This window comes from Devosia sp. P1_H9 (assembly GCF_056405135.1).
Genome location: NZ_JBFUCQ010000017.1, coordinates 1 through 22,084, shown reverse-complemented (window position 1 = coordinate 22,084; position 22,084 = coordinate 1). Strand labels below are relative to the sequence as shown.

Sequence of the window (22,084 nt, the reverse complement as noted above, 5' to 3'; positions counted from 1 at the left end):
CCGGGGCCCGCCTCAAACAATCACTGACCCACGGTCACCTTGCTGAGCGAGAACAGCAACCCGCTCGGATTGACCTCGTAGCCCTTCACGCTGTCGAGGTTTGCCGTGTAGGTCACGGTGCTCGAAATCCATACCCACGGGGCCAGCTCGGCAAGGCGCGCCTCGAACTGCTGGAAGATCGGCTTGCGCTTGGCGACGTCGGTTTCGACCCGGCCTTCCTGCAGCAGCTTGTCGAGTTCGGGATCGGCGAAGTTCGACACCTTCACCAGGTTACCGTCCTTGGTGAAGTAGCGGTTGTACATCGGATACGGATCGGGGCGGCCACCGTTCTGGGCCACCGCCATGTCGAAATCACCCTTCAGCCAGGTGTCGACATAGACCTTGAGGTCCATGGTCTTGATGTTGAGCTTGACGCCGATCGCGGCGAGCTGGCTCTGCAGCACCTGCGCCTCGTTGGCGGCGTAGGGCGGCTCGCCGGTCGCGGCAATCACATCGACCGAGAAGCCGGCTTCCTGGCCTGCTTCCTTCATCAGCGCTTTGGCCTTCTCGACGTCCTGCGTATAGCAGAACAGCGTCGAGGGGTCGGAAGCATAGGCTTCCATGGTCAGGGGACCGGTGACCTTGCCCTCGCCGATCAGCGCGGTGTCGATGATTTCCTGCCGGTTGACGGCGCAGGAGATAGCCTGCCGGACCTTGAGGTTGTCCATCGGCGGCCGCGATGGGTTCATCTGCAACACATTGTAGGCGAGGCCCGGGATGCGGTTGAGCGTCATGCCCTGCTCGCCCGGAATGAGCGTCGCGACCGTCGGATCGTTGAACAGCGCAAAGTCGGTCTGGTTGGCGCGCATCGAGTCGATGATGGCGCTCTCGGATGGCAGCACCGAGATGGTGATGCCGTCGACGCCGACCTTGCCGCCGGCCCAGTTCGGGTTGGCGCTCAGCACGTCCTTCACGTTCGGATCCCACTCGTCGAGCACGAACGGGCCCGATCCGATGGCCTTGGTGCCGATGCTGCCGTCGGCCACCGCGCTCGCCGGAACGATCGAGGCGTTGGTGCCCGACATGGCGACGAGGATCGGCGCGTCGGGCTGGCTCAGGTGAAACACCACGGTCTGCGGGTCGGGCGTGTCGATCGATGCGATTGAGAGGAAGTTGGCACGCGCCGCGGCGGCTGTCGCCTCATCGAGCAGGCGCTCGTAGGAGGCCTTCACATCGGCGGAGGTCACCGCATCGCCCGTCGAGAATTTCGCGTTCGGGTCGAGCTTGAAGGTCAGCGTCAGCCCGTCGGCCGAGAATTCCCAGCTTGTCGCGATGGCGGGCGACACATTGTACTTGGCGTCGAGGCGCACCAGCGGCTCGTAGATCAGCTCGAGCAGGCGCAGCGAGGAGAACGCTGTCTGCTTATGCGGGTCGAGCCCGGTCGCATCCTGCGACCAGGCCATGCGGAGGCTGGCGGCTTGCACGGGCAGGGCGAAGGCGGTGGTCAGCGTTGCGGCGACGGCGAGGCCGGCGAGCAATCGTTTGGTGTTGGTCAAGTGCATGGTATTTTCCCTCTCTGTTTCAGTCTCGGCCGGTGGCGGCGGAGCCGCTCCGAGCCAGTCGTCAGGACGTCGTCTAGTGGTCACGCGCCCGGTTCGAGCGCGCGTCTGAGAAACCCGCCGGCGCCGGCCATGGCGGCACGCGCCTCCTCGACATTCTGGCCGGTGAGGATAGTCAGGATCGCCAGCTTCACGTCATTGCCGGTGCGCTCCAGCGCATCTTCGGCGACCTGCTCGGGGCAGTCGGTCGCCTGCATGACGATGCGCACCGCCCGCGCCAGCAGCTTCTCGTTGCTGGTGCGCACGTCGACCATCAGGTTCTGGTAAGTCTTGCCGATGCGGATCATGCTCGCAGTGGAGAGCATGTTGAGCACCAGCTTCTGCGCCGTGCCCGATTTCAACCGCGTCGAGCCGGTGACCACTTCGGGACCGACCAGCGGCGCAATCGAGATATCGGCCATGCCGGCAATGACGGAAGCCGGGTTGCAGGTGAGCCCTACCGTCACCGCACCAAGCGATTTGGCATAGTTCAGCGCGCCGATGACGTAGGGGGTGCGGCCGCTCACCGCGATCCCCACCACCACGTCGCGATTGGTGAGGTCGATGGCGCGGAGGTCGGCGGCGCCACCCTCGGCGCTGTCCTCGGCGCCCTCTACAGCGCTGACCAGCGCTCCGAGGCCACCCGCGATCACGCCCACCACCATCGTCGGTGGCACGCCGAAGGTCGGTGGACATTCCGACGCGTCGAGCACGCCCAGCCGTCCGCTGGTGCCGGCGCCGATGTAGACCAGCCGCCCGCCCTTGCCGAACGCCTCGACGATCCGGTCGACCGCCTGCGCCACCTGCGGCAGGGTCTTGCCCACCGCCTCGGGCACCAGCCGGTCCTCGCCATTGATGGTCGCGACGATCTCGGGCGTCGACATCAGATCGATGCCCATGGTGCGCGGGTTGCGCTCCTCGGAAACGAGCCGATCGAGCTCGCTCAGCAGCACCCTACGGTCCCTCACAACGGCGGTCATCGACGGGTGTCCCAAGGGGATTCGGTGCGCGGCATCTGGGCTCCTGAGCGTCGCTGGAAGGTAGGAACTCCGCGCTTTCGCTGTCAATGGTTTTCAGTGTGGCCGAAGGCGTTGCACTTTTGTTTCGCGTGGGTATGAATGTCCGGATGGGGATTCAGTCGAACATCGAGGCGTCCGCCGCGACCTTCACGCCGACGATGCGGCGGGTCGCCAAGGCCATTCGCGACAACCCCGCGATCGTGCTCGAAAAGACCATCTCGCAGATCGCTGAAGCCTGCGGCACCTCGGTGGCCTCGGTGGTGCGCTTCTGCCGCGCCGTTGGGGTCAGCGGCTATGCCGAGCTTCGCATGTCGCTCGCCACCGAGCTCGGCAAGGAGGCGGCGCAGTTCGGCTCCGGCCTGACGCTCGGCGCCGAGATCGCCCGCACCGACACGCTCGAGGAGATGGCCGCCAAGGTCGCCTCGCTCGAAATGCTGGCCATCGAGGAGACGGTGTCGAGCCTCGATTTCAAGACACTGGAGCGGGTGGTCACGGCGCTCGACCAGGCCGAACGCATCCTGCTTTTCGGCATCGGCGCCAGCCACTTCGTCGCGCAGGACCTGCACCACAAGCTGTTCCGCGTCGGCCGCAACGTCTTCCTCATGGCCGACGCGCACGAGGCGTGGACCGCGGCGCTGATGTCGCCGGCCCACACCGTCGCCATCGGCTTCTCGCACTCCGGCACCACCGCCGACACCGTGCAGTTCCTCAAGCTCGCCAAGGACAACGGCGCACTGACTGTCGCCATCACCGGCTCGCGCGAATCGCCGCTGGCGCGGGCCGCCGAGGAACGCCTCGTCACCCATGCCCGCGAGAGCACGCTGCGCGCCGGCGCCATGGTGAGCCGTATCGCTCAGCTCGCGCTGGTCGACTGCCTGTTCATGGGGGTCGCCCGGCTGCGCTACGAGCAGACCATCGACGCCCTGAAGCGCACCCGCGACGTCACCCACCCCGAGCAGGCCGTATGACCTCCACACCCCTCGCCCTGTTCGTCGGCGTTGCCGGCTACGAACTCACTGCCGACGAGATCGCCTTCCTCCGCGACGCGAACCCCTATGGGCTGTTCCTGTTCCGCCGCAACCTCGACAATCGCGAGCAGACCCGCCGGCTCTGCGCCCATTTCCGTGACGTCGTCGGCCGCCCCGACGCGCCGATCTTCATCGACCAGGAAGGCGGCCGCGTTCAGCGCCTCGATAACGGCCACTGGCCGAGCTTCCGCAGCCTCGGCGCGTTCGGCGCGCTGGCCAAGAAGGACCTCGCGCTGGCGAAGCGCGCCCTGCGCCTCTCGACCCAGGCGATGGGCGCCATCATGACCGATCTCACCATCGACAGCGGCACCACGCCGGTGGTCGATCTCGCCCGCAAGGGTACGCATGACGTGATCGGCCAGCGTGCCTTCGGCGATGATCCTGAGCTGGTGGTGACTCTCGCCCGCGAGGTCATCGACGGCATGCTCGAGGTCGGCGCGCTGCCGATCATGAAGCACATCCCGGGCTATGGCCGGGTGACGGTCGACCCGCATTTCGATTGCCCTGTTGTCGATGCCACGCTCGACGACCTGCGGGCCACCGATTTCGTGCCGTTCATCGTGCTGAAGGACACCCCCTGGGCCATGGTCGCCCACCTGGTCTTCACCCAGATCGACGCGCAGCGCGCGGCCTCGGTTTCGCCCGACGTCTACGCTCTGATCCGCAACGATATCGGCTATGATGGCGTGCTGATCACCGATTGCCTCAGCATGGAGGCGCTGAAGGGCACTCCGGCCCAGCGTGTCGCCGCCGCCCTCGATGCCGGTTGCGACATCGCGCTGCTGACCCAGGGTGGCCTCGAGGCCAGTATTTCGGCAGCCAGTGGCGCCCGCCCGCTAACTGGGCAAACGGTTGAACGAATCACTCGCGCGACGCGCAAACGCGGTAACCTTCGCGTGGATGCCACTGCGCTCCATGCTGAAGTCGAAGGGATTTTTCGGGAGAACGGCCTCGCCTGAGGCGGCGCCGACAAAGAGGAGACTGGAAGTGTTAAAGAGCAAGCTGATTGCGGCCACCGCCCTGGCGCTGGCTTTGACGGCGCCGGCAAGCGCCCAGACGGTGCTGACCATCAGCTCCGAGCAGACCACGACCTACGTGCGCAACTTCAACCCGTTCAACCAGACGTCGGCGCGCGCCACCACCAAGGATTTCATCTACGAGCCGCTGGCGATCTTCAACCGCCTCGCCGGCGCCAAGTGGGAATACCGGCTGGCCGAAAGCTTCGAGCTGGCGGACGACCTCAAGTCGATCACCTTCGTGCTGCGCGATGGGCTCAAGTGGTCCGATGGCCAGCCGCTCACCGCCAACGACGTGGTGTTCACCTACGACTACCTGAAGAAGTTCCCGGCGCTCGATTTCAACTCGGTCTCCAAGCTGATGGAGTCGGTGGAAAAGGTCGACGAGCGCACCGTGCGCTTCAACCTGCTCCAGCCCAATTCGCTGGTCGCCACCACCATCGTCGCCATGCCGATCGTGCCCGAGCACATTTGGAAGGATGTCGCCGATCCGGCGACCTTCACCAACGAGAACCCGGTCGGCTCCGGTCCGATGACCGAAATCAGCCGCTTCACCCCGCAGGTCTACGAGCAGTGCCGCAACCCCAACTACTGGGATGCCACGAGCCTCCACGTCGATTGCATCCGCATGCCGCAGCTCGCCGACAACCCGCAGGTGCTGGCGGCGCTGGTGGACGGCACGCTCGACTGGGCGACGAGCTTCGTGCCCGACATCGACAACACCTTTGTCGCCAAGGATCCGGAGCACAACCACTACTGGTTCCTGCCCTCGAGCCTCGTGGCCTTCACGCTCAACCTCGAAACGCCTGACGCCAACAACAAGAAGGCGTTCAACGACGTCAACTTCCGCCGCGCCGTCAGCATGCTGATCGACCGCCAGTCGATCATCGACATCGCCGGCTACGGCTATCCTGTCATCAACGAAGACCCGGCCATGCTGGGCTCGTTCTACAAGGCCTTCGGCAACCCTGAGGTGGTCACCCAGTTCGGCCAGTACGGCAAGTTCGACCTCGAGGCCGGCAAGGCTTTGCTCGACAAGTCGGGCTATGTCGACAAGGACGGCGACGGTTTCCGCGACAACGCCGACGGCACGCCGATCGCCATCGACATCGAGATTCCCAACGGCTGGACCGACTGGATCGACGCCGTGCAGATCGCGCTCGAGTCGCTGAAGGCGGCTGGCCTCAACGTGAAGATGTCGACCCCCGAGGAATCGGTCTGGGCCTCCGACCTGATCGACGCCAAATACTCGATGTCGCTCAACGCCATCGCTTCGGCGGCCAACCCCTACTTCCCCTACATCCGCTCGTTCAATCCGGCCGATTTCGGCAAGAGCCGCACCTCGGCCCAGCGCTGGACCGACCCCACGGTGGTCGAGATGCTGAACAAGTACACCCAGGTGAAGGACCCGGCCGAGCAGAAGTCGATCATGGACGCCATCCAGCTCAAGGTGGCCGAGGCCATGCCGGTGATCCCGGTCTACAACAGCCCGTCCTTCTACCAGTACAGCACCAAACGCTTCACCGGCTGGGCCAATGCGGAAAACCCGATCACCTCGCCGGTGGTCTCCAACGCCAACCCGGGCCGCCTGCTCCAGCTCCTGGCGCTGCGTCCGGTCGCGCCGTAACCCGACCCCTGCGAGGGCGCGCCGGCCGCGCCCTCGTTCCCGCCACGCATAAGCACGAGAACCAATGGCCTTCCTGCTCCGCCGAGTGGTGTTCTATCTGGCGGCCTTCATCGCTGCGGCAACCATCAACTTCTTCCTGCCGCGCCTGATGCCGGGCGACCCGATCCAGAAGATGTTCGCCGGCGCCGGCTCCGACCTGTCGCTCGAGAACCTCAACGCGCTGAAGCTCACCTTCGGCTTCATCGACGCGCCGATCGGCGAGCAGTACCTCGCGTACTTGAAGAGCGTCTTCACCGGCGACCTCGGCCGCTCGATCCGCTTCTACCCGCTACCGGTCACTGACCTGCTCGGTCGCGCCCTGATCTGGACCGTCGGCCTCGTCGGCACTGCCACCATCATCAGCTTCACCATCGGCACGCTGCTCGGCGTCATGGCCGCCTGGCGCCGCGGCACCCGCTTCGACACCATCATCTCGCTGACCGCGATCTTTTCGAGCTCGGTGCCGGCCGTGGTGGTCTCGCTGATCACCCTATTCGCCTTCGGCTACACCCTCGGCTGGTTCCCTAACGGTTACGCCGCCGACCCGATGCTCGATCCGTCATGGGGCTGGAACTACATCCTCAGCGTCCTCTACCACGGCACCCTGCCGATGCTGACCATGGTGATCGTGCTCACCGGCGGCTTCGCCGTCACCATGCGCAACAACATGATCAACCTGCTGGGCGAGGACTACATCGTCATGGGTCGCGCCAAGGGGCTTTCCGACCAGGGCGTCATGCTCTGGTACGCCGCCCGCAACGCCCTGCTCCCCACCGTCTCCGCCCTTGCCATTTCACTGGGCGCCGTACTCGGCGGCTCGCTGGTGACCGAGGTGGTGTTCAACTACCCCGGCATGGGCAACACGCTCTACCAGGCCATCCTCGCGCGCGACTATCCGGTGATCCAGGGCGCGCTGCTGATCATGACGGCCGCCATGCTGGTCGCCAATTTCGTCGTCGATTTGAGCTACGTGCTGCTCGACCCACGCCTGAAGCGGGCCTGACCGATGAGCGTCCTCACCCAGCTGCTGCGCAACCGCAAAGCCCTCGTCGGCGTGACCATCCTCGCGATCGTCATCCTCGTCGCCATCTTCGCCCCGCTGCTCACCGAGTATAGCCCGACCCAGCGCGTCGGCCGGCCGCACCAGCCGCCGTCCGCCGACCACCTGCTCGGCACCACCCGCCTCGGCTACGACGTCTTCACCCGGCTGCTCCACGGCGCCCGCATCTCGCTCGCTGTCGGCTTCGGCGCCGGGCTGCTGATCACCATCATCGGCACCGTCCTCGGCATCATCGCCGGCTACAAGGGTGGCGTGGTCGACGAGGTCATCACCTTCCTGACCAACATGGTGCTGGTCATCCCCAACCTGCCGCTGCTGCTGGTGCTGGCGGCGTTCATCGGCCAGGCGAGCCCGCTGGTCATCGCCATTATCCTCGGCTTCACCTCATGGGCCTGGGGCGTCCGCGTCACCCGCTCGGAGACGCTGTCGATCCGCCAGCGCGACTTCGTCAAATCCGCCGAGATGCTGGGTGAACCCGGCTGGCGCATCATGGCGTTCGAGATCTTCCCCAACCTGATCTCGATCGTCGGCATCAACTTCATCGGCAGCGTGCTGTTCGCCGTCATCACCGAAGCGACGCTCGAGTTCCTCGGGCTGGGGGATCCCAACACCGTCTCCTGGGGCATCATGCTCTACAACGCCCAGAACGCCTCGGCCCTCTCGGTCGGCGCCTGGTGGGACATTCTCACCCCCTGCGTCGCGCTCGCCGTGCTCGGCCTCGGCCTCGCGCTGATCAACTTCGCCATCGACGAAATCGCCAACCCCCGGCTGCGCACCGGCGGCATGCTGGCCCGCTGGACCGGCCTGATCCGCCGTGGGGAGGGTAAGCTGTGAGCGATCCCGTCCTCTCGATCCGCAACCTCAGCATCGACTACATCGGCGCGACCAGCGATTTCCACGCGGTCAAGAACGTCAGCTTCGACATCGGCCGCGGCGAGTTCTTCGGCCTCGCCGGCGAATCCGGCTGCGGCAAGAGCACTATCGCCTTCGCCATCAGTCGGCTGCACCGCCCGCCGGCGCTGATCCGCTCCGGCAGCCAGATCCTCCTCAACGGCCGCGATGTCCTCGCCCTCGACGATGCGGCGCTCAAAGAGATGCGCTGGCGCGAGGTGGCGATGGTGTTCCAGAGCGCCATGAACTCGCTGAACCCGGTGCTCTCAATCGAGCATCAGTTCTACGACGTGCTGAAGACCCACACCGGCATGTCGCGCACCGCCGCCCGCGCTCGCGCCGCCGAGCTGCTGGCGCTGGTCGATATCCCCGCCGACCGGCTCTCCGCCTATCCGCACCAGCTTTCGGGCGGCATGCGCCAGCGCGTCGTCATCGCCATCTGCCTCGCGCTCAACCCCAAGCTCTTGATCATGGACGAGCCCACCACGGCGCTCGACGTGGTGGTGCAGCGCGAAATCCTCGAGCGTATCCACAAGCTGCGTCAGGAGCTCGGCTTCTCGGTGCTGTTCATCACCCATGACCTCGCCCTGATGGTTCAGGTTTCAGACCGCATCGGCATCATGCTCGAAGGCGAGTTGGTCGAGGTCAACGACGCGCAGGCGATCTATCGGTCGCCACAGCACGACTATACGCGAAAACTCTGGGCCTCGATCCCGCGCCTCACCGGCGCCCGCATCCCCGAGGGCACCACGCCATGACCGACACCGCGCCCATCCTCGCTCTCGACAATGTGTCGAAGGTCTTCCACCGCGGCGGCAGCACCGTCCACGCCGCGCGCGCCGTGTCGTTCGCGCTGCATCCGGGCCGCACCCTCGCGCTTGTCGGCGAATCCGGCTCCGGCAAGACCACCGCCGCACGTCTGATCATGCGCGAGTACCGGCCCGACGACGGGCGCCTGCTGTTCCGGGGCGAGCCCATCGAGGGCAGCGCCGTCCGTGATATGAAGGCCTATCGCAGCGCCGTGCAGATGGTGTTCCAGGACCCGTTCTCGTCACTGAACCCGGTGCACACCATCCGCTATCACCTCGAGCGGCCGATGCGCCTGCACCAGCCCAACCTCAAGGGCGCCGCCCGCGACGCCGCCGTCGCCGAGGTTCTCACCCGGGTAAAACTCGACCCGGCGCTGATCCTGCCGAAATACCCGCATGAGCTGTCCGGCGGCCAGCGCCAGCGCATCAGTATCGCCCGCGCCCTCGCCGTGAACCCCGAGGTGATCATCGCCGACGAGCCCACTTCGATGCTCGACGTCTCGGTGCGGCTCGGCATCCTGAACCTGCTCAACGACATGAAGCGTCAGCTCGGTCTCGCGGTGCTCTACATCACCCACGACATCGCCACCGCCCGCTACGTCGCCGAGGACATCATGGTGATGTATGCCGGCCAGATCGTCGAATGGGGCGAGACCGAAAGCGTACTCGGCAACCCACAGCACCCTTACACCCGGCTGTTGCTGTCGGCCGTTCCGGACCCCGACCGCCGCTTCGGCGACACCCGCTTCGGCGACGAACTCGGCCGCATCGACGTGATCCGCCGCCAGTCGGCCATTGCCCAGCCCGAAGTGCGCGAGATCGCGGCCAACCACTTCATCCGCCCAATGCCGGCGTGAGCCGCGATCAGATCCGCCGATAACCCGTCGGCTCGCCGCCACCGCGGCTGCTGATCCGCGCCACCGCCTCGGCCAGCGGTTCGATCACCACCGCCATGTGGAAGGCATTGGCATGGATGATGTCGGTTGCGCTGGTCATCATGGCCACGTGGCCGCGCCAGAATACCAGGTCGCCGCGCTGCAGCGCCTCGACCGGCTCGCCCATTGCCGCCTGTTGGTCGCTGTCGCGCGGGCAGATCCGACCGCCGGCGTAGAGCGCCTGTTGCACCAGCCCGGAGCAGTCGAGCCCCAGGCTCTCTCGCCCACCCCACTGGTAGGGCGCGCCCACGAACCGCTCGGCCACCGCCACGTAGTCAGGCGCATCCTGGCCGACCGGAACAATATGTTCCTCGACAAACCAGCCGCCCGCCGTTTTCACGAACCGTCCCTCACGATGCTCGGCCGTCAGCAGCGCGTTCATCGAATAGAGCCCGACCGGCGCCGCCTTGATGCTGGCGGCACTGAAACCGTATGTCCTCAGCGCCCGCACCGTATGCGTCGGCGCCGCAGCCTGCGCGCCGAGGGTGGCAGCTGCGACATAGCCGACGTAGCCATCTCGCTTCGCCTGCCCGAACGCCCATCCATCCGCCTCGTCCAGCACCTCGAACGGCTCGCCGAACAGCAACTGGTCGAGCTGTTCGGCGCCGGGTGACGGCGCGCGGCGCAAGGCGGCCGAGGGGACGATTGCCTGGCGCACTGTCGTATCGATGTAGCGCTCGGCGGGAACGATACCCTCCAGTGACCGGGCGGCGATGCCGTCGCGAGCGAGGGTCAGGCGGTGATCAAGCAAAGCGGTGCCTTCGGCATCGCACAGGTGGCGCAGGCACCTGGCGTTGCCAAACCCTGCCTGATGTTATCCCCGAACCGCTGACCATTCGCGAAGGCTAGCTCGACGACTGCGTCCTGTCACCACTTGGCGTATGAACTAAAATAATCCCTCGCTGTCAGCTGGTTACCGGCATTCATGCTAGCATGTTAGAACGATTTTCCGCGTCGGCGTGCAGATGCGGCTTGCCGCAACCATCTTAGATGATAACGTTTCAACTTACTTGATACGGAGGAACGGCCCGAACGGCCGGCGATCAAGGAGGAGGAGACCAATGACCATGAGTGCACTCACGCCCGGATTCCGCCGGCGCGCCGTCCTGGCTGGCGTCGGCATCGTCGCGCTGCTCGCAGCCGCGCCCACCCTCGCTCAGGATTTGAGCGGCGAGCTCGCCATCCTGCAGTGGCAGGGCGGCACAGACGCCGAGATGTGGAAGAAGCTCGAGGACGCCTTCGTTGCCAAGAACCCCGGCGTCACCATCCGCGAGCTCAGCATCACCGCGCAGGGGGACGCCCGCGGCGGCATCCGCACCGCTTTGCTCGGCGGGGAAGTGGTGGATGTGATCATCAACACCTGGCCCGCCTTCCGTAAGGAACTGGCCGACGCCGGCATCCTGCGCCCCATCGACGAGCAGTGGGGCAAATATGACTGGGACAGCAAGCTCAACCAGTCCTGGAAGGACCTCGGTTCGATCGACGGCGTCCCCTACGCCGTCACGTACACCTACGGCGATCGCTCAGGCATCTGGTACGCTGCCGAGGCACTGAAGAAGGCCGGCATCGAACCGCCCAAGACCTGGGACGAGTTCACCGCCAGCTTCGACAAGCTGAAGGCTGCCGGTTTCGCCACGCCGATCGCCGTCGGTGCCAAGTATTGGGCACATGCCGAGTGGTTCGAGACGCTGCTGCTCCGCACGGCCGGCGTCGAAACCGCTGCCAAGCTCGCCAAGCACGAGATCCCCTGGACCGATCCGGCAGTAAAGGGCGCGCTCAAGAAGTATGCCGAACTGCTGGCTGCCGGTTGCTGCGGCGATCCGGCGACGATGCTCGCCAACGAGTGGGATGCCGCTTCGGACTCTGTCTTCAAGGCCAAGACCTCGGCCTACACGATGATCGGCATGTGGAACAACGCACGTGCCAAGAACGACTACGCGCTTGAGGAAGGCGTCGACTACGGCCTGTTCCAGTTCCCGTCCCTCGGCGCTGGGCATGACGACACCTCGAGCGTCGACACCAAGGAATTGAATGTCACCGCCAACGGCACCAACCCCGACGCGGCCGATGCGTTCATGGACTACATCGTCAGTGCCGACGCCGCCAAGATCCTCGCCGACTACGGCTATGCCTCGCCCTCCACCGCCGCCGACACCTCATTGCTCGGCCCGGTCCAGAAGACGGCGACAGCAGCAGTCGCGGCATCCAAGGTGCAGTTCGTCCTCGGCGATCTGCTGCCGGGCGACCTGGTCGACGAATATCGCGTACAGCTGCAGAAGTTCCTGCAGGATCCGTCTGACGCCAATATCGACGCGGTCACCGCGGCGATCGAAGCCAAGGCTGCGGAGTCCTACTGATGCAGCAGACCGTCGCCGGTAGCGCCTCGGGCGCAACGGCCACGCAGGTCTCCTCCCCGGCGAGTGGTGAGCGGCGCAAGCTGCTTGCCACCCGCGGGTGGCGGATCGGCGACTGGCCAGCAGCCTGGCTGCTGATCGCTCCCGTGATCGTGCTGTTCGGTATCGCGGTCATCTTCCCGTTGTTCGAAACGATCCGGCTGAGCTTCTTCGACATCAAGGGGCTCGGCAAACCCAAATACGTCGCCGTGGGCAACTACGTGAAGCTGTTTGCCGACCCGGCCTTCCGCAACACGCTTTCGACGACGCTTATCTTCACGCTCGCGACCACCGCTGTTTCGGTGTCGATGGGCTGGCTTCTCGCCATGCTGTGCTCCTTCGCGCCGCGCCAGACGCTGCCGTTCCGGGTCATGATCTTTGCCGCCTTCGGCATTTCCGAAGCTGTCGCCGGCTATATGTGGATCGGCATCTTTCGCCCCGATGCAGGCGGGCTGCTCAACACCGTCATCGGCCTCTTCTCGCCCGGCTTCTCCCATCCGTGGCTGGGCGATCCCAACACGGCGCTCTGGTCACTGATTGTCGCCGCTTCGTGGGGCGGGGTAGGGCTGCCGCTCATGCTCTGCTTCGCCTCGGTGCAGGCGATCCCGCGTACTGTGCTCGAAGCCGCCTATCTCGATGGTGCGACGCCCGGCCAGATCATGCGCTCGATCATGATGCCGCTTTCGCTGCCCGGCGTGCGGGTCGCGATCTTCATCAACCTGCTCGGAGCGCTTCGTGCCTTCGACATCATCTACATCATCACCGGCGGCGGACCGGTGCGCGCTACCGAGACGGTCGGTTACTTCATGTACCGGGAGTCGATGACCCAGTTCAAACTGGGCTACGGCGCCGCCGCGACCGTGGTGCTGCTCGTCGCCGTGCTCATCATCTCGATCCCTGCCATCGTCCAACGCACGGCTGGTGCAAGATGATCGGCCGCATTCCCCAATGGACGGTCTGGGTCGTCGGCGTCATCGCCTGTATCTGGGTGATCCCCATCATCGGCATCGTCGTTACCTCCATTCGCCCGCCTAGCGAGGTGGCGCTCGGATGGTGGCGGCTGGACCAGTTGAGCTTCACGCTCGACGCCTGGTTCAAGGTCTGGGACGAGTATCCGCTCGCCAAGGCCTTCTGGACCACGATGCAGCTCGCCGCCATTGCCACCGTGGCAACGATGCTGCTGACTCCAGCCGCCGCCTACGCCTTCCACTTCCTGAAGTTCCCATTCCGGCGGCTGTTGCTGATCATCATCATCAACGCGTTCGTCCTGCCCCAGCAGGTGGTGATCATCCCGCTGTTCCAGCTGTGGCGCGAACTGGGGCTGATCGATAACATCGCCTCAGTGCTCATCCCCTATGTCGGCTTGAGCTTTGCGTGGTCGATCTTCCTCGTGAAAAACTTCCTCGAGGATTTCCCGAAGGAACTGGTCGAGGCGGCCAAGATCGACGGCTGCGGCCCGATCCAGATCTTCTGGCACATCGTGCTGCCCAATTCGCTGTCGTCGGTCTTCGCGGTCGGCATCCTGCAGTTCCTCTGGACCTGGAACGCGCTGCTGCTGCCGATGCTCTACCTCAGGACCAACATTCCGCTGCCGGTGATGCTGACCCGCGTCTCCGGCACCTATGAAGTCAACTGGGACCTGCGCTCGGTGGCAGCTATCGTCACCACCATCGTTCCGCTGATCGTCTTCCTCATCTTCCAACGCCAATTCGCCGCCGGGGCCGAAACCCGGTCCGGCGCCAAGGAATAGTCATGCCCTCGACCAACAAGCCGCTCCGCTATCGCCAGATTCATCTCGATTTCCACACTTCGGAGCACATTCCGGGCGTTGGGTCGGCGTTCGATCCCGATGACTTCGTTGCCACGCTCAAGGCCGCACACGTCAACTCGATCACCATCTTCGCCAAGTGCCACCACGGCTGGTCGTACTATCCCACCAAGGTCGGCGCCCCGCATCCCAACCTAGCGCGGCCGGACCTGATGGGCGACATGGTCACTGCACTGACCGCCGCCGATATCGAGTGCCCCATCTACATTTCGGTGCAGTGGGATGAGCGCAACGCTCGCATCCACCCCGAATGGCGGGTGCGCAGCGCCACCGAGAACCGCTTCGATCCCGACCAACTGACCGCCGGCTGGCACACGCTCTGCCTCAACCACAAGGCGTATCGGGACGAACTGCTCGAGCACGCCCGCGAGGTCGCCCGCAACTACGAGACGCAGGGCATCTTCTTCGACATCATCCTGACGCCGGATTGCGTCTGCGCCGAGTGCCTTGCCACGATGGCCGAGCGCGGGCTCGACCCGACCAACCCGGCCGATCGCCTAGAGAACGACGAGTGGGTGAACGAGCGCTTCCGGGCTGAAACCAGCGCCGCGCTTCGCGCCGAATTTCCTGGGCTGCGCATCTTCTACAACTGCGGCCACATCCATAAGCAGGGCCCGAAGCGCTTCTCGACCTATAGCCATCTCGAGCTCGAAAGCCTGCCCACCGGCGGCTGGGGCTACGACCACTTTCCCTCGAGCGCCCGCTATGCCGCGACGCTGGGGTTCGATTTCGTCGCCCAAACCGGCAAGTTCCACACCAGCTGGGGCGAATTCGGTGGCTTCAAGCATGCCGATGCGCTGGAGTTCGAAGCAGCCCAGATGGCGGCGCTCGGCGCCAAGTGCCTCGTCGGCGACCAGTTGCACCCGGATGGTTCGATCAATCCGGACACGTACGCCTCCATCGCCTCGGCCTATGCCCGTATCGAAAGGCTTGAGCCTTACCTCGAAGGCGCGCGCCAGGTGTCGGATGTCGCCATCCTCACGTCCGAGTATTTTCACCCTGGCGGCGCCCGCAACAGTTCGGCCGACGATGGTGCGGCCCAGATGCTGCAGGAGCTGAAGCTCCCCTTTGACGTGATCGATCCATCGACCCCATTCGAGAACTACCGGCTGCTCATCCTGCCCGACGACATCCCGGTCGACTCCGCTCTGGCGGCCCAGCTCAACGCCTACACGGCAAAGGGCGGCAAGCTGGTGCTGAGCGGCAAGTCCGGTGTCAGCGCCGATGGCCGGTTCGCCGTCGATGCCGGCATCCGCAGTTCGGGTCCGGTCGCGTTCCACCCATCCTACCTGCGCGCCGGCCCTTCGCTCGACGCCGGTCTCACCCAAACGCCCTTCGTCATGTACGGCGTGGCCGAGACGATCGTCCCCGAGGGAGCCGAGGTACTGGCCGAGATCGGGCCCTCGTACTTCAACCGCAGCTACAAGCACTTCAGCTCGCACCAGCACGCGCCGGACGACCCGGCCGCCGCCTCGCTCGGCGCTGCCGTCACCATCAAGGGCGGCATCGGCTACATCGCTTATCCGGTCTTTTCGATGTACCACGCCATGGGCCAGCCGCTTTACAAGTACCTGGTCCGCGGCCTGATCGACCGCCTGCTTCCCAGCCGCGCCATCGTCACGGATCTGCCGTCTTCCGCCCGCGCCACGCTCACCCAGCAGCCCGAGCAGAACAGGCATATCCTGCACCTGCTGTATGGCGCGCCGCAGATCCGCGGCAAGGGCGTGCCCAACAACGAGGGTGGGGTGCGCCTGATGGAAATGATCGAGGATATCCCGACACTTGGCCCCGTTACCGCCTCCGTGCGCTTGCCGCGCACGCCGACGCGCGTCTATGACGCTCTGACGGGGGAAGATGTGCCGTTCTCCAACGGCGGCGATCGGGTGGAGGTGCGGCTCCCGAGCCTTCGAATCCACTCCGCGCTGGTCTTCGAGGGAACGGTTTGAGCGACAGTGACGATACCGAGAGCGGCAAGAGGCGGCAGGCGACCATCGTAGAGGTTGCCGACCGCGCCGGCGTCGCCATCGGCACCGTCTCGCGCTACCTCAACGGCCATCCAGTGCGCCGCGGCAACCGCGAGCAGATCGAGCAGGCAATCGGCGAGCTCGGCTATCGCCGCAATGCCATTGCCGCGGCCATGAAGGCCGACCTCACCAACACGGTCGGCTTCATGGTTCCCTCACTCAGCGAGTTCCATTCCGCGGTGCTCGAGCATCTAAGCCGCGCCATGCGCAAGTCAGGTCGCGCGCTCCTGACATATTGCCATGATGCCAACCCGACCTCGGTCGCCGATGCGCTCGATTTCTTCGTCACCCACCGCGTCGATTGCCTGGTGATGGATGGTCGCAACGACGTCGATGACCTGATCCGCGACCTCGTCAACAGCGGCACGCCGGTGATCTTTTACGACAATGGCTGGCAGGGCCTGCCGGTCGACCGGGTACTGGTCGAGAATCGCGCCGCGAGCTTTCGCGCGGTCACCCAACTGCTGGATATCGGCCATACCCGCATTGCCGTCCTCACCGGCAACATTCAGGACTGGACGGGTCGCGAGCGCTTCGAGGGCTATCGGCAGGCCATGCTGAGCCGCGGGCTCGAAATCAATCCCGACTACGTGCTCGATACGCACTGGAACGAGGCCGAAGCCTACTCGGGCATGCTGCGCCTGCTGTCGCTCGCCGAGCCCCCGACCGCCCTTTACTGCTCCAACTACAACATGGGCGTCGGTGCCCTGCGCATGTTGCGCGAGCACGGGCTCAAAGTGCCCGACGACATCTCGCTCGTCAGCTTTGACGACGTGCCGCTGTTCCAACTGCACGAGACGGGGATTACGGCTGTCGCCCAGCCCGTGGCCAAGATCGCCGAGACCATCACCTCCATCATGGCCTCCCGGCTCTCCGAACGTGGGGTCAACCACGAGCCACACACAATCACGCTCAACTGCGACATCATCCTGCGCGGCTCGACCCGTCGGCTGCTCACCCCCGGAGCTCTTGGCTCGCGCTGAGCTCAATTCCAACCAGTTCATGCAGGACTTTTCATGCCGCGCTACTGTCTCGATCTCGATTCCCCCGCAGCCGGGTTCATCGACAGTTTCCTCATCGGCAACGGCTGGCTTGGCACCACTGTGCGCGGCGGCGTCGGCACGGAGCGGTTCGATCTCAACCTTGATACCGTCTGGTCCGGCGGTCCGCTGCAGCCGGAGGAAGGGGAGGGGCCTGCCCACCTCATCCCGGAGCTGCGCGAGGCGATCCGCGGTCGCGACTACCTTAGGGCCGACGAGCTCGGCCGGGCGCTGCAGGGCCAAAGCTGGACCCAGTCCTACCAGCCGCTCGGCGCCATCGAGCTCACCTATGGCGACGATGTGCTCGTCGCCGACTACGCTCGTCGCCTGGATGTCTCGGAGGCCGTAGCGAGTTCGAGCTACAGCGGTGCCGCCGGCAGCGCCAGCGTCGAGAGCTTCGTCTCCCATCCCGACGGCGTTCTGGTTGCTATTGCCGCCGGGCAGGGCGTCCATCCGCTTGAGCGGGCCCGGATTGCGTTCCAGTCCCCGCACCCCGATACCCAAATCTCCCTCTCCGAAGAGCACGGCACAATCTGGCTCGTCGCCACCGCTCGCGTGCCGGTGCACGTCCTGCCCAACTACACGTCGGGCGACGACCCCGTGCGCTACGACACCGCCGCTCCCGCGGAAGACAACACCGTTGCCGCCGGTATGGGCTATGCGGTTGTCGCCGCGCTGCATCGGGACAGCGCCACCGGCAGCCTGCGCCTCATCGCCTCGGCCGCCTCCGGCTACCGCGGTCATGACCAGCGCCCGAGCGCCGATTTCGCCGCTCTCGTGCTGGAGGCGCGCGACCGTGTCGCTGCCGCCTTCGAGAAGAGCACCGAAGCGCTGCGGCAGCGCCACCGCGGCGACTACAAGAGCTTCTTCGACCGCGTCGATCTCGACCTGAGCGCCTCGGGCCCCGCAGCGGAAGGAGCCGAACTGCTGTTTCATTTCGGCCGCTACCTGATGATCTCAAGCTCGCGCCAAGGCACCGAGGCAACGAACCTGCAGGGCATCTGGAACGTCGATGTCCGCCCGGCCTGGAGCTCCAACTACACCATCAACATCAACACGCAGATGAACTACTGGCCGGCGGAGGCCACCGGCCTCGCAGACCTGCACGAGCCGATGTTCAAGCTCACCGGCGAGATCGCCGAGGCCGGCTCCGTGACCGCGCGCCGCTACTACGGAGCCTCCGGCGCTACGGCCCATCACAATACTGACCTCTGGCGCTTCACCGCTCCGGTGCCTGGCATCCCGCAATGGTCGAATTGGCCCACCGGCCTCTACTGGATGGCCGCCCATCTCCAGCACCATCTCGACCACGGCAGCGCCAGCCCCAAATTCTCCGACGAAACGGCGCTCCCAGTGTTCCGTACCGCCACCGAGTTTGCGCTCGATATGCTTGTTGAGGAGGGCACCGGCGCTCTCGCTGCCAGCCCCTCGACTTCGCCCGAGCACAGTTTCGTCGTTTCCGACACCGAGGTCGCCATCACCCAAGGTACGGCGATGGACCAGGAACTGATCCGCGAGACCCTCGAGAGCTTTGTCGCTCTCGCTGATCCCGCCGATCCACTTGCCACCCGTGCCCGCGATGCGCTGGCGCGCCTCCGCTTCCCCATCATCGGCGCCAACGGCAACCTGCTCGAGTGGGACGACGACAAGACGCCCGCGGAGCTGGGGCACCGCCATCTCTCGCACCTCTACGGTCTCTACCCCGGCATCCGCATCACTGAGGCCGGGACGCCTGAGGCTTTCGAGGCCGTTCGCCGCGCGCTCTATCTCCGCCTCGATAACGGTACTGGATACACCGGCTGGAGCCAGGCCTGGGTACTCTGTCTCGCCGCGCGCTTGCGTGACCGACAGCTGGCTGAGCGCTCGATCGGCGGGCTGCTCGACCACCTGACTTCGCGCGCGCTGCTCGTCCTTCATCCGCATAGCGGTTGGCCGGAAGGCAACGTGTTCCAGATCGACGGCAATTTCGGCGCCGTTGCCGGCCTCACCGAGCTCGTCGTCCAGAGCCATGAGGGCGCCATCAGCCTGCTGAAGACGCTTCCACCGAGCTGGTCCAGCGGCACGATCTCCAATATCCGCTGCCGCGGCGGCTACCAGGCGAGCGTCTCCTGGCACAATGGCGTCCTCGTATCGGCAACCATTCTCGCTGGACGCGACGGCAAGCTTGTTGTCGAACTGCCGGAGCAGGCGGTCTCGGTGACTGGACCGGCGGGGGCCGTTGCGACTCGACTCGCTGGCGGTGGCGCATCCGGTCGCCACCGTGTCGAATGGGATGTGGCTCGTGCGGCATCCTACAGGATCACGCCCTGAGGCCCGGGCAAGCTTCTTCGGCGATGAGAGCGAGGCCGGTTAGCCGCTTTCCCCTTGTCGGATCGAAAGTGGGGCCAGCTTTCGCGTGGGGCCGTCCTGATACTGGTCGCCGTGCGCGGGGATGCGTGCGAGCAACGCCCGCGCGAGGTCCTCGCCGACCTCGTGCAGCGATGTTGTGAAACACGTCAGCGACGGGGTGAGGAAGCGTACCGTTGGCTCATCGCGGAACCCGATGATGGCGAGGTCGCGGCCCGGCACCTTTCCAAGCTCCGCGAGGCGGCGATAGATGCCGATGGCCACCGTCTCGAAAATCAACAGGATGGCCGTTGGCGGGTTCGGCAACGCCGCCAGTTCGTCCACCAGCCCATATCCGACGGCTTCGTTGCGCCCTCGCGCGAAGATCAGCGCGGGATCGAACGGAATGCCATTGCGTTCCAGGGCGCTTTTGTAGGCGGCTTCAAAAAGCGGCCCGAAGTTTATGTTGTCCGAGGGCAGGGTGACGGCGATACGCCGATGCCCGGCCGCCGCCAGCCGGTCGATCGCCGCGTTGGCGACGCCCTCGAAATCGAGGTCGATCCATGGATAGTCCTTGCCCGAACTGCTACGCCCGAGCGTGGCGAACGGCAGCCCGGCAGATTCCAGCAGCTCGATACGTGGATCAACGCGCTGCGTCGCGGCGAGGATCATGCCGTCGAAGACGCCTCTCGAGACGTAACGCTGGAGATAGGTAACCGCGTCCACACTGGTGGGGCGCGGAAGAACGAGCAGGTCCAGATTGTGCTCGGCGAACACCGCCTGGACGCCATCGAAAACGCCCATGAAGAAGTACTCGCTGCTGGCAGCGGTCTCGCGATCGAGATCCATCATGAAGCCGATCGAGCGCGTGGTTCCCAGCGCGAGTGTTCGAGCGGCCTGATTGGGTGCGTAGCCGAGGCGCTTTGCAGTGGTCAGCACGAGTTCGCGCGTCGCAGGACTGACGTCGGGTCGGTCGTTGAGAGCACGTGAGACCGTGCCGGTAGAAATGCCCAGCTCTTTGGCTAGTCGTACGATTCCGCGCATCAGTACCTCGCTCAAATCAGCGCCTATTGACATGTAGCTGAGCGAAATAATAGCGTCGTAAGCGCTTACGGACAAATCGTAAGCGCTTACGATAACCTGATAAGCGCTTGCGGTAGAAAAAGTCGGCTGAGGGGGGAATCGTGCACCGGGCAGTTGTTGCTGGTTGCGGAGCTATGGCTCGCGGCTGGATCAAGGCGATCGCAGAGACGCCGGCCCTCCGGGATCGCATCGCTATTGTCGGGCTGAACGACATCAACGCCGACGCGGCCCGGCGCCTGGCACTAGAGTTCGGGCTCAGCAAGGCGGCGGTTGAATCCGACCTGGAAGCTTTGCTCAGGGGCACCAAGCCAGATCTGGTCTTCGACGTGGTCATCCCCGGCGCGCGGCACGACGTGGTCGCCACGGGACTCAACCACGGCTGCCATGTGCTATCCGAAAAGCCGATGGCGACGAGCCTTGCCGACGCGCGGGACCTCGTTGCCCTTGCAGCCAAAGCCGGCAGGACACACGCCATCGTCCAGAACCGCCGCTACATTGCCGGCGTGCGGCGCATCCGCCGGCTGCTCGACAGCGGCGAGCTTGGCAATCTGACGGCACTGCATGCTGATTTCTTCATCGGCGCACATTTCGGCGGTTTTCGCGACGCCATGCAGAACGTGCTGCTGCTCGACATGGCGATCCACACGTTCGACGCCGCCAGGTTCATGTCCGGCAAGAACGCAAAGGCCGTCTACTGCCACGAAACCAACCCCGGCGGCTCCTGGTACGCGCACGGCGCGGCCGCCAACGCCATCTTCGAACTCGAGGGTGACACGACTTTCACCTACCGCGGTTCCTGGGCCGCCGAGGGGGCGAACACCAGTTGGGAGAGCCAGTGGCGGATCATCGGCTCGCGCGGAACCATCGTCTGGGACGGGTTCGATGACTTTGAAGCGCATGTCGTGGCGGGTGAGGAAGGGTTCCACCGGCCTCTGGTGAAACTCGACGTGCCAGAGCCCGCCGATGATGGCCAGACCCGCGGCCACGCCAGCGTCATCGCCGACTTTCTGCACGCCATCGAGGCCGGGACGCCGCCTGAAACCATCGGCAGCGACAACATCAACAGCCTCGCCATGGTGTTCGSMGCSATCGAGAGCGCCAAGACACGGCAGCGCATACAGCTTGAGGCCCTCGCGTGACTGATCCCATGAAGACCATCCGCATCGGCACCATGATCAACGCCACTGGAGGCACCACCTCGCAGCGGATAGCGGAGTTGCGCGACCTCGGCTTCGAGAGYTTCGAGCCGTTCTTCTGGCAGACCACCAATGGCCAGGACCTGGCCGAACTGGGCAAGCGCAGCCTCGATGCCATCGGCAATCGCGACATCACCATCTCGACCCTCGGTATGTTCGGCAACCCGCTGGAAGACCAGGAGATGGATCGCCAA

The 22,084-nt window shown here is 65.2% G+C and carries 18 protein-coding genes and 1 pseudogene; 15 read left to right on the top strand and 4 right to left on the bottom strand.

What is annotated here, in order from left to right:
• Nucleotides 1-20 precede the first annotated feature (20 nt).
• Complete coding sequence (locus tag AC1DYL_RS21835; RefSeq protein ID WP_477174762.1) at nucleotides 21-1,541, bottom strand: ABC transporter substrate-binding protein; 1,521 nt, start codon at nucleotides 1,539-1,541, stop codon at nucleotides 21-23.
• Between the two features lie 80 nt (nucleotides 1,542-1,621).
• Entirely contained in the window at nucleotides 1,622-2,557 is a 936-nt protein-coding gene (gene murQ, locus AC1DYL_RS21830; RefSeq protein WP_477152132.1) for an N-acetylmuramic acid 6-phosphate etherase, read from the bottom strand.
• Between the two features lie 146 nt (nucleotides 2,558-2,703).
• On the opposite strand from murQ, the gene AC1DYL_RS21825 reads away from it, so the two are divergent.
• From AC1DYL_RS21825 to AC1DYL_RS21795, 7 genes are all read left to right on the top strand, one after another.
• Nucleotides 2,704-3,564 (top strand): MurR/RpiR family transcriptional regulator, encoded by an 861-nt coding sequence (locus AC1DYL_RS21825; RefSeq protein ID WP_477174761.1) that lies wholly within the window; start codon nucleotides 2,704-2,706, stop codon nucleotides 3,562-3,564.
• A complete protein-coding gene (gene nagZ / locus AC1DYL_RS21820; RefSeq protein WP_477174760.1) occupies nucleotides 3,561-4,583 on the top strand; it encodes a beta-N-acetylhexosaminidase in 1,023 nt (340 codons plus the stop codon). Before AC1DYL_RS21825 ends, nagZ begins: the two co-directional genes overlap by 4 nt.
• A 28-nt stretch (nucleotides 4,584-4,611) precedes the next feature.
• On the top strand, nucleotides 4,612-6,267 hold the full coding sequence (locus AC1DYL_RS21815; RefSeq protein WP_477174759.1) for an ABC transporter substrate-binding protein: 1,656 nt from the start codon (nucleotides 4,612-4,614) through the stop codon (nucleotides 6,265-6,267).
• A gap of 64 nt (nucleotides 6,268-6,331) precedes the next feature.
• Nucleotides 6,332-7,309 (top strand): ABC transporter permease, encoded by a 978-nt coding sequence (locus tag AC1DYL_RS21810; RefSeq protein ID WP_477174758.1) that lies wholly within the window; start codon nucleotides 6,332-6,334, stop codon nucleotides 7,307-7,309.
• A 3-nt stretch (nucleotides 7,310-7,312) separates the two neighbouring features.
• Complete coding sequence (locus AC1DYL_RS21805; protein WP_477152137.1) at nucleotides 7,313-8,200, top strand: ABC transporter permease; 888 nt, start codon at nucleotides 7,313-7,315, stop codon at nucleotides 8,198-8,200.
• Complete coding sequence (locus tag AC1DYL_RS21800) at nucleotides 8,197-9,015, top strand: ABC transporter ATP-binding protein (RefSeq protein ID WP_477174757.1); 819 nt, start codon at nucleotides 8,197-8,199, stop codon at nucleotides 9,013-9,015. The genes AC1DYL_RS21805 and AC1DYL_RS21800 overlap by 4 nt, the downstream gene beginning before the upstream one ends.
• Nucleotides 9,012-9,923 carry an ABC transporter ATP-binding protein gene (locus AC1DYL_RS21795; RefSeq protein WP_477152139.1) on the top strand — a complete coding sequence of 304 codons (912 nt, stop codon included), beginning with the start codon at nucleotides 9,012-9,014 and terminating at the stop codon, nucleotides 9,921-9,923. Before AC1DYL_RS21800 ends, AC1DYL_RS21795 begins: the two co-directional genes overlap by 4 nt.
• A gap of 7 nt (nucleotides 9,924-9,930) precedes the next feature.
• On the opposite strand, the gene AC1DYL_RS21790 is transcribed toward AC1DYL_RS21795, so the two are convergent.
• Complete coding sequence (locus AC1DYL_RS21790) at nucleotides 9,931-10,752, bottom strand: C40 family peptidase (RefSeq protein WP_477174756.1); 822 nt, start codon at nucleotides 10,750-10,752, stop codon at nucleotides 9,931-9,933.
• Nucleotides 10,753-11,062: 310 nt separating this feature from the next.
• Between AC1DYL_RS21790 and AC1DYL_RS21785 the strand changes: the two genes are divergently transcribed.
• Genes AC1DYL_RS21785 through AC1DYL_RS21760 form a run of 6 tightly spaced genes read left to right on the top strand, consistent with a single transcriptional unit; the run spans nucleotide 11,063 to nucleotide 19,596 of the window.
• Nucleotides 11,063-12,358 carry an ABC transporter substrate-binding protein gene (locus AC1DYL_RS21785; RefSeq protein ID WP_477174755.1) on the top strand — a complete coding sequence of 432 codons (1,296 nt, stop codon included), beginning with the start codon at nucleotides 11,063-11,065 and terminating at the stop codon, nucleotides 12,356-12,358.
• Nucleotides 12,358-13,326, top strand: coding sequence for a carbohydrate ABC transporter permease (locus AC1DYL_RS21780; RefSeq protein WP_477174754.1), 969 nt, complete (start codon nucleotides 12,358-12,360; stop codon nucleotides 13,324-13,326). The genes AC1DYL_RS21785 and AC1DYL_RS21780 overlap by 1 nt, the downstream gene beginning before the upstream one ends.
• The gene (locus AC1DYL_RS21775) at nucleotides 13,323-14,144 is read left to right on the top strand and encodes a carbohydrate ABC transporter permease (protein WP_477174753.1); all 822 of its coding nucleotides are present in this window, start codon (nucleotides 13,323-13,325) and stop codon (nucleotides 14,142-14,144) included. Before AC1DYL_RS21780 ends, AC1DYL_RS21775 begins: the two co-directional genes overlap by 4 nt.
• Nucleotides 14,145-14,146: 2 nt before the next feature.
• Nucleotides 14,147-16,168, top strand: coding sequence for a beta-galactosidase trimerization domain-containing protein (locus AC1DYL_RS21770; protein ID WP_477174752.1), 2,022 nt, complete (start codon nucleotides 14,147-14,149; stop codon nucleotides 16,166-16,168).
• On the top strand, nucleotides 16,165-17,229 hold the full coding sequence (locus tag AC1DYL_RS21765) for a LacI family DNA-binding transcriptional regulator (RefSeq protein WP_477174751.1): 1,065 nt from the start codon (nucleotides 16,165-16,167) through the stop codon (nucleotides 17,227-17,229). Before AC1DYL_RS21770 ends, AC1DYL_RS21765 begins: the two co-directional genes overlap by 4 nt.
• Nucleotides 17,230-17,262: 33 nt before the next feature.
• A complete protein-coding gene (locus tag AC1DYL_RS21760) occupies nucleotides 17,263-19,596 on the top strand; it encodes a glycosyl hydrolase family 95 catalytic domain-containing protein (RefSeq protein ID WP_477174750.1) in 2,334 nt (777 codons plus the stop codon).
• 39 nt (nucleotides 19,597-19,635) lie between these two features.
• On the opposite strand, the gene AC1DYL_RS21755 is transcribed toward AC1DYL_RS21760, so the two are convergent.
• A complete protein-coding gene (locus AC1DYL_RS21755) occupies nucleotides 19,636-20,655 on the bottom strand; it encodes a substrate-binding domain-containing protein (RefSeq protein ID WP_477174749.1) in 1,020 nt (339 codons plus the stop codon).
• A gap of 137 nt (nucleotides 20,656-20,792) precedes the next feature.
• Here AC1DYL_RS21755 and AC1DYL_RS21750 point away from each other — a divergent pair, with 137 nt between their 5' ends.
• Both AC1DYL_RS21750 and AC1DYL_RS21745 read left to right on the top strand, forming a co-directional pair.
• Nucleotides 20,793-21,833 (top strand): Gfo/Idh/MocA family protein, encoded by a 1,041-nt coding sequence (locus AC1DYL_RS21750; protein WP_477174785.1) that lies wholly within the window; start codon nucleotides 20,793-20,795, stop codon nucleotides 21,831-21,833.
• Nucleotides 21,830-22,084 (top strand): annotated as a pseudogene (locus AC1DYL_RS21745) (sugar phosphate isomerase/epimerase); the annotation flags it as partial. The gene AC1DYL_RS21750 and the pseudogene AC1DYL_RS21745, both read left to right, overlap by 4 nt.

What these genes read in the sequence shown, in the direction of transcription:
- nagZ (WP_477174760.1), top strand. Translation starts at nt 3,561, where the DNA reads ATGACCTCCACACCCCTCGCCCTGTTCGTCGGCGTTGCCGGCTACGAA.
- AC1DYL_RS21775 (WP_477174753.1), top strand. Translation starts at nt 13,323, where the DNA reads ATGATCGGCCGCATTCCCCAATGGACGGTCTGGGTCGTCGGCGTCATC.
- AC1DYL_RS21825 (WP_477174761.1), top strand. Translation starts at nt 2,704, where the DNA reads ATGGGGATTCAGTCGAACATCGAGGCGTCCGCCGCGACCTTCACGCCG.
- AC1DYL_RS21785 (WP_477174755.1), top strand. Translation starts at nt 11,063, where the DNA reads ATGACCATGAGTGCACTCACGCCCGGATTCCGCCGGCGCGCCGTCCTG.
- AC1DYL_RS21770 (WP_477174752.1), top strand. Translation starts at nt 14,147, where the DNA reads ATGCCCTCGACCAACAAGCCGCTCCGCTATCGCCAGATTCATCTCGAT.
- AC1DYL_RS21760 (WP_477174750.1), top strand. Translation starts at nt 17,263, where the DNA reads ATGCCGCGCTACTGTCTCGATCTCGATTCCCCCGCAGCCGGGTTCATC.
- AC1DYL_RS21755 (WP_477174749.1), bottom strand. Translation starts at nt 20,655, where the DNA reads ATGCGCGGAATCGTACGACTAGCCAAAGAGCTGGGCATTTCTACCGGC.
- murQ (WP_477152132.1), bottom strand. Translation starts at nt 2,557, where the DNA reads ATGACCGCCGTTGTGAGGGACCGTAGGGTGCTGCTGAGCGAGCTCGAT.
- AC1DYL_RS21780 (WP_477174754.1), top strand. Translation starts at nt 12,358, where the DNA reads ATGCAGCAGACCGTCGCCGGTAGCGCCTCGGGCGCAACGGCCACGCAG.
- AC1DYL_RS21795 (WP_477152139.1), top strand. Translation starts at nt 9,012, where the DNA reads ATGACCGACACCGCGCCCATCCTCGCTCTCGACAATGTGTCGAAGGTC.
- AC1DYL_RS21810 (WP_477174758.1), top strand. Translation starts at nt 6,332, where the DNA reads ATGGCCTTCCTGCTCCGCCGAGTGGTGTTCTATCTGGCGGCCTTCATC.
- AC1DYL_RS21835 (WP_477174762.1), bottom strand. Translation starts at nt 1,541, where the DNA reads ATGCACTTGACCAACACCAAACGATTGCTCGCCGGCCTCGCCGTCGCC.
- AC1DYL_RS21805 (WP_477152137.1), top strand. Translation starts at nt 7,313, where the DNA reads ATGAGCGTCCTCACCCAGCTGCTGCGCAACCGCAAAGCCCTCGTCGGC.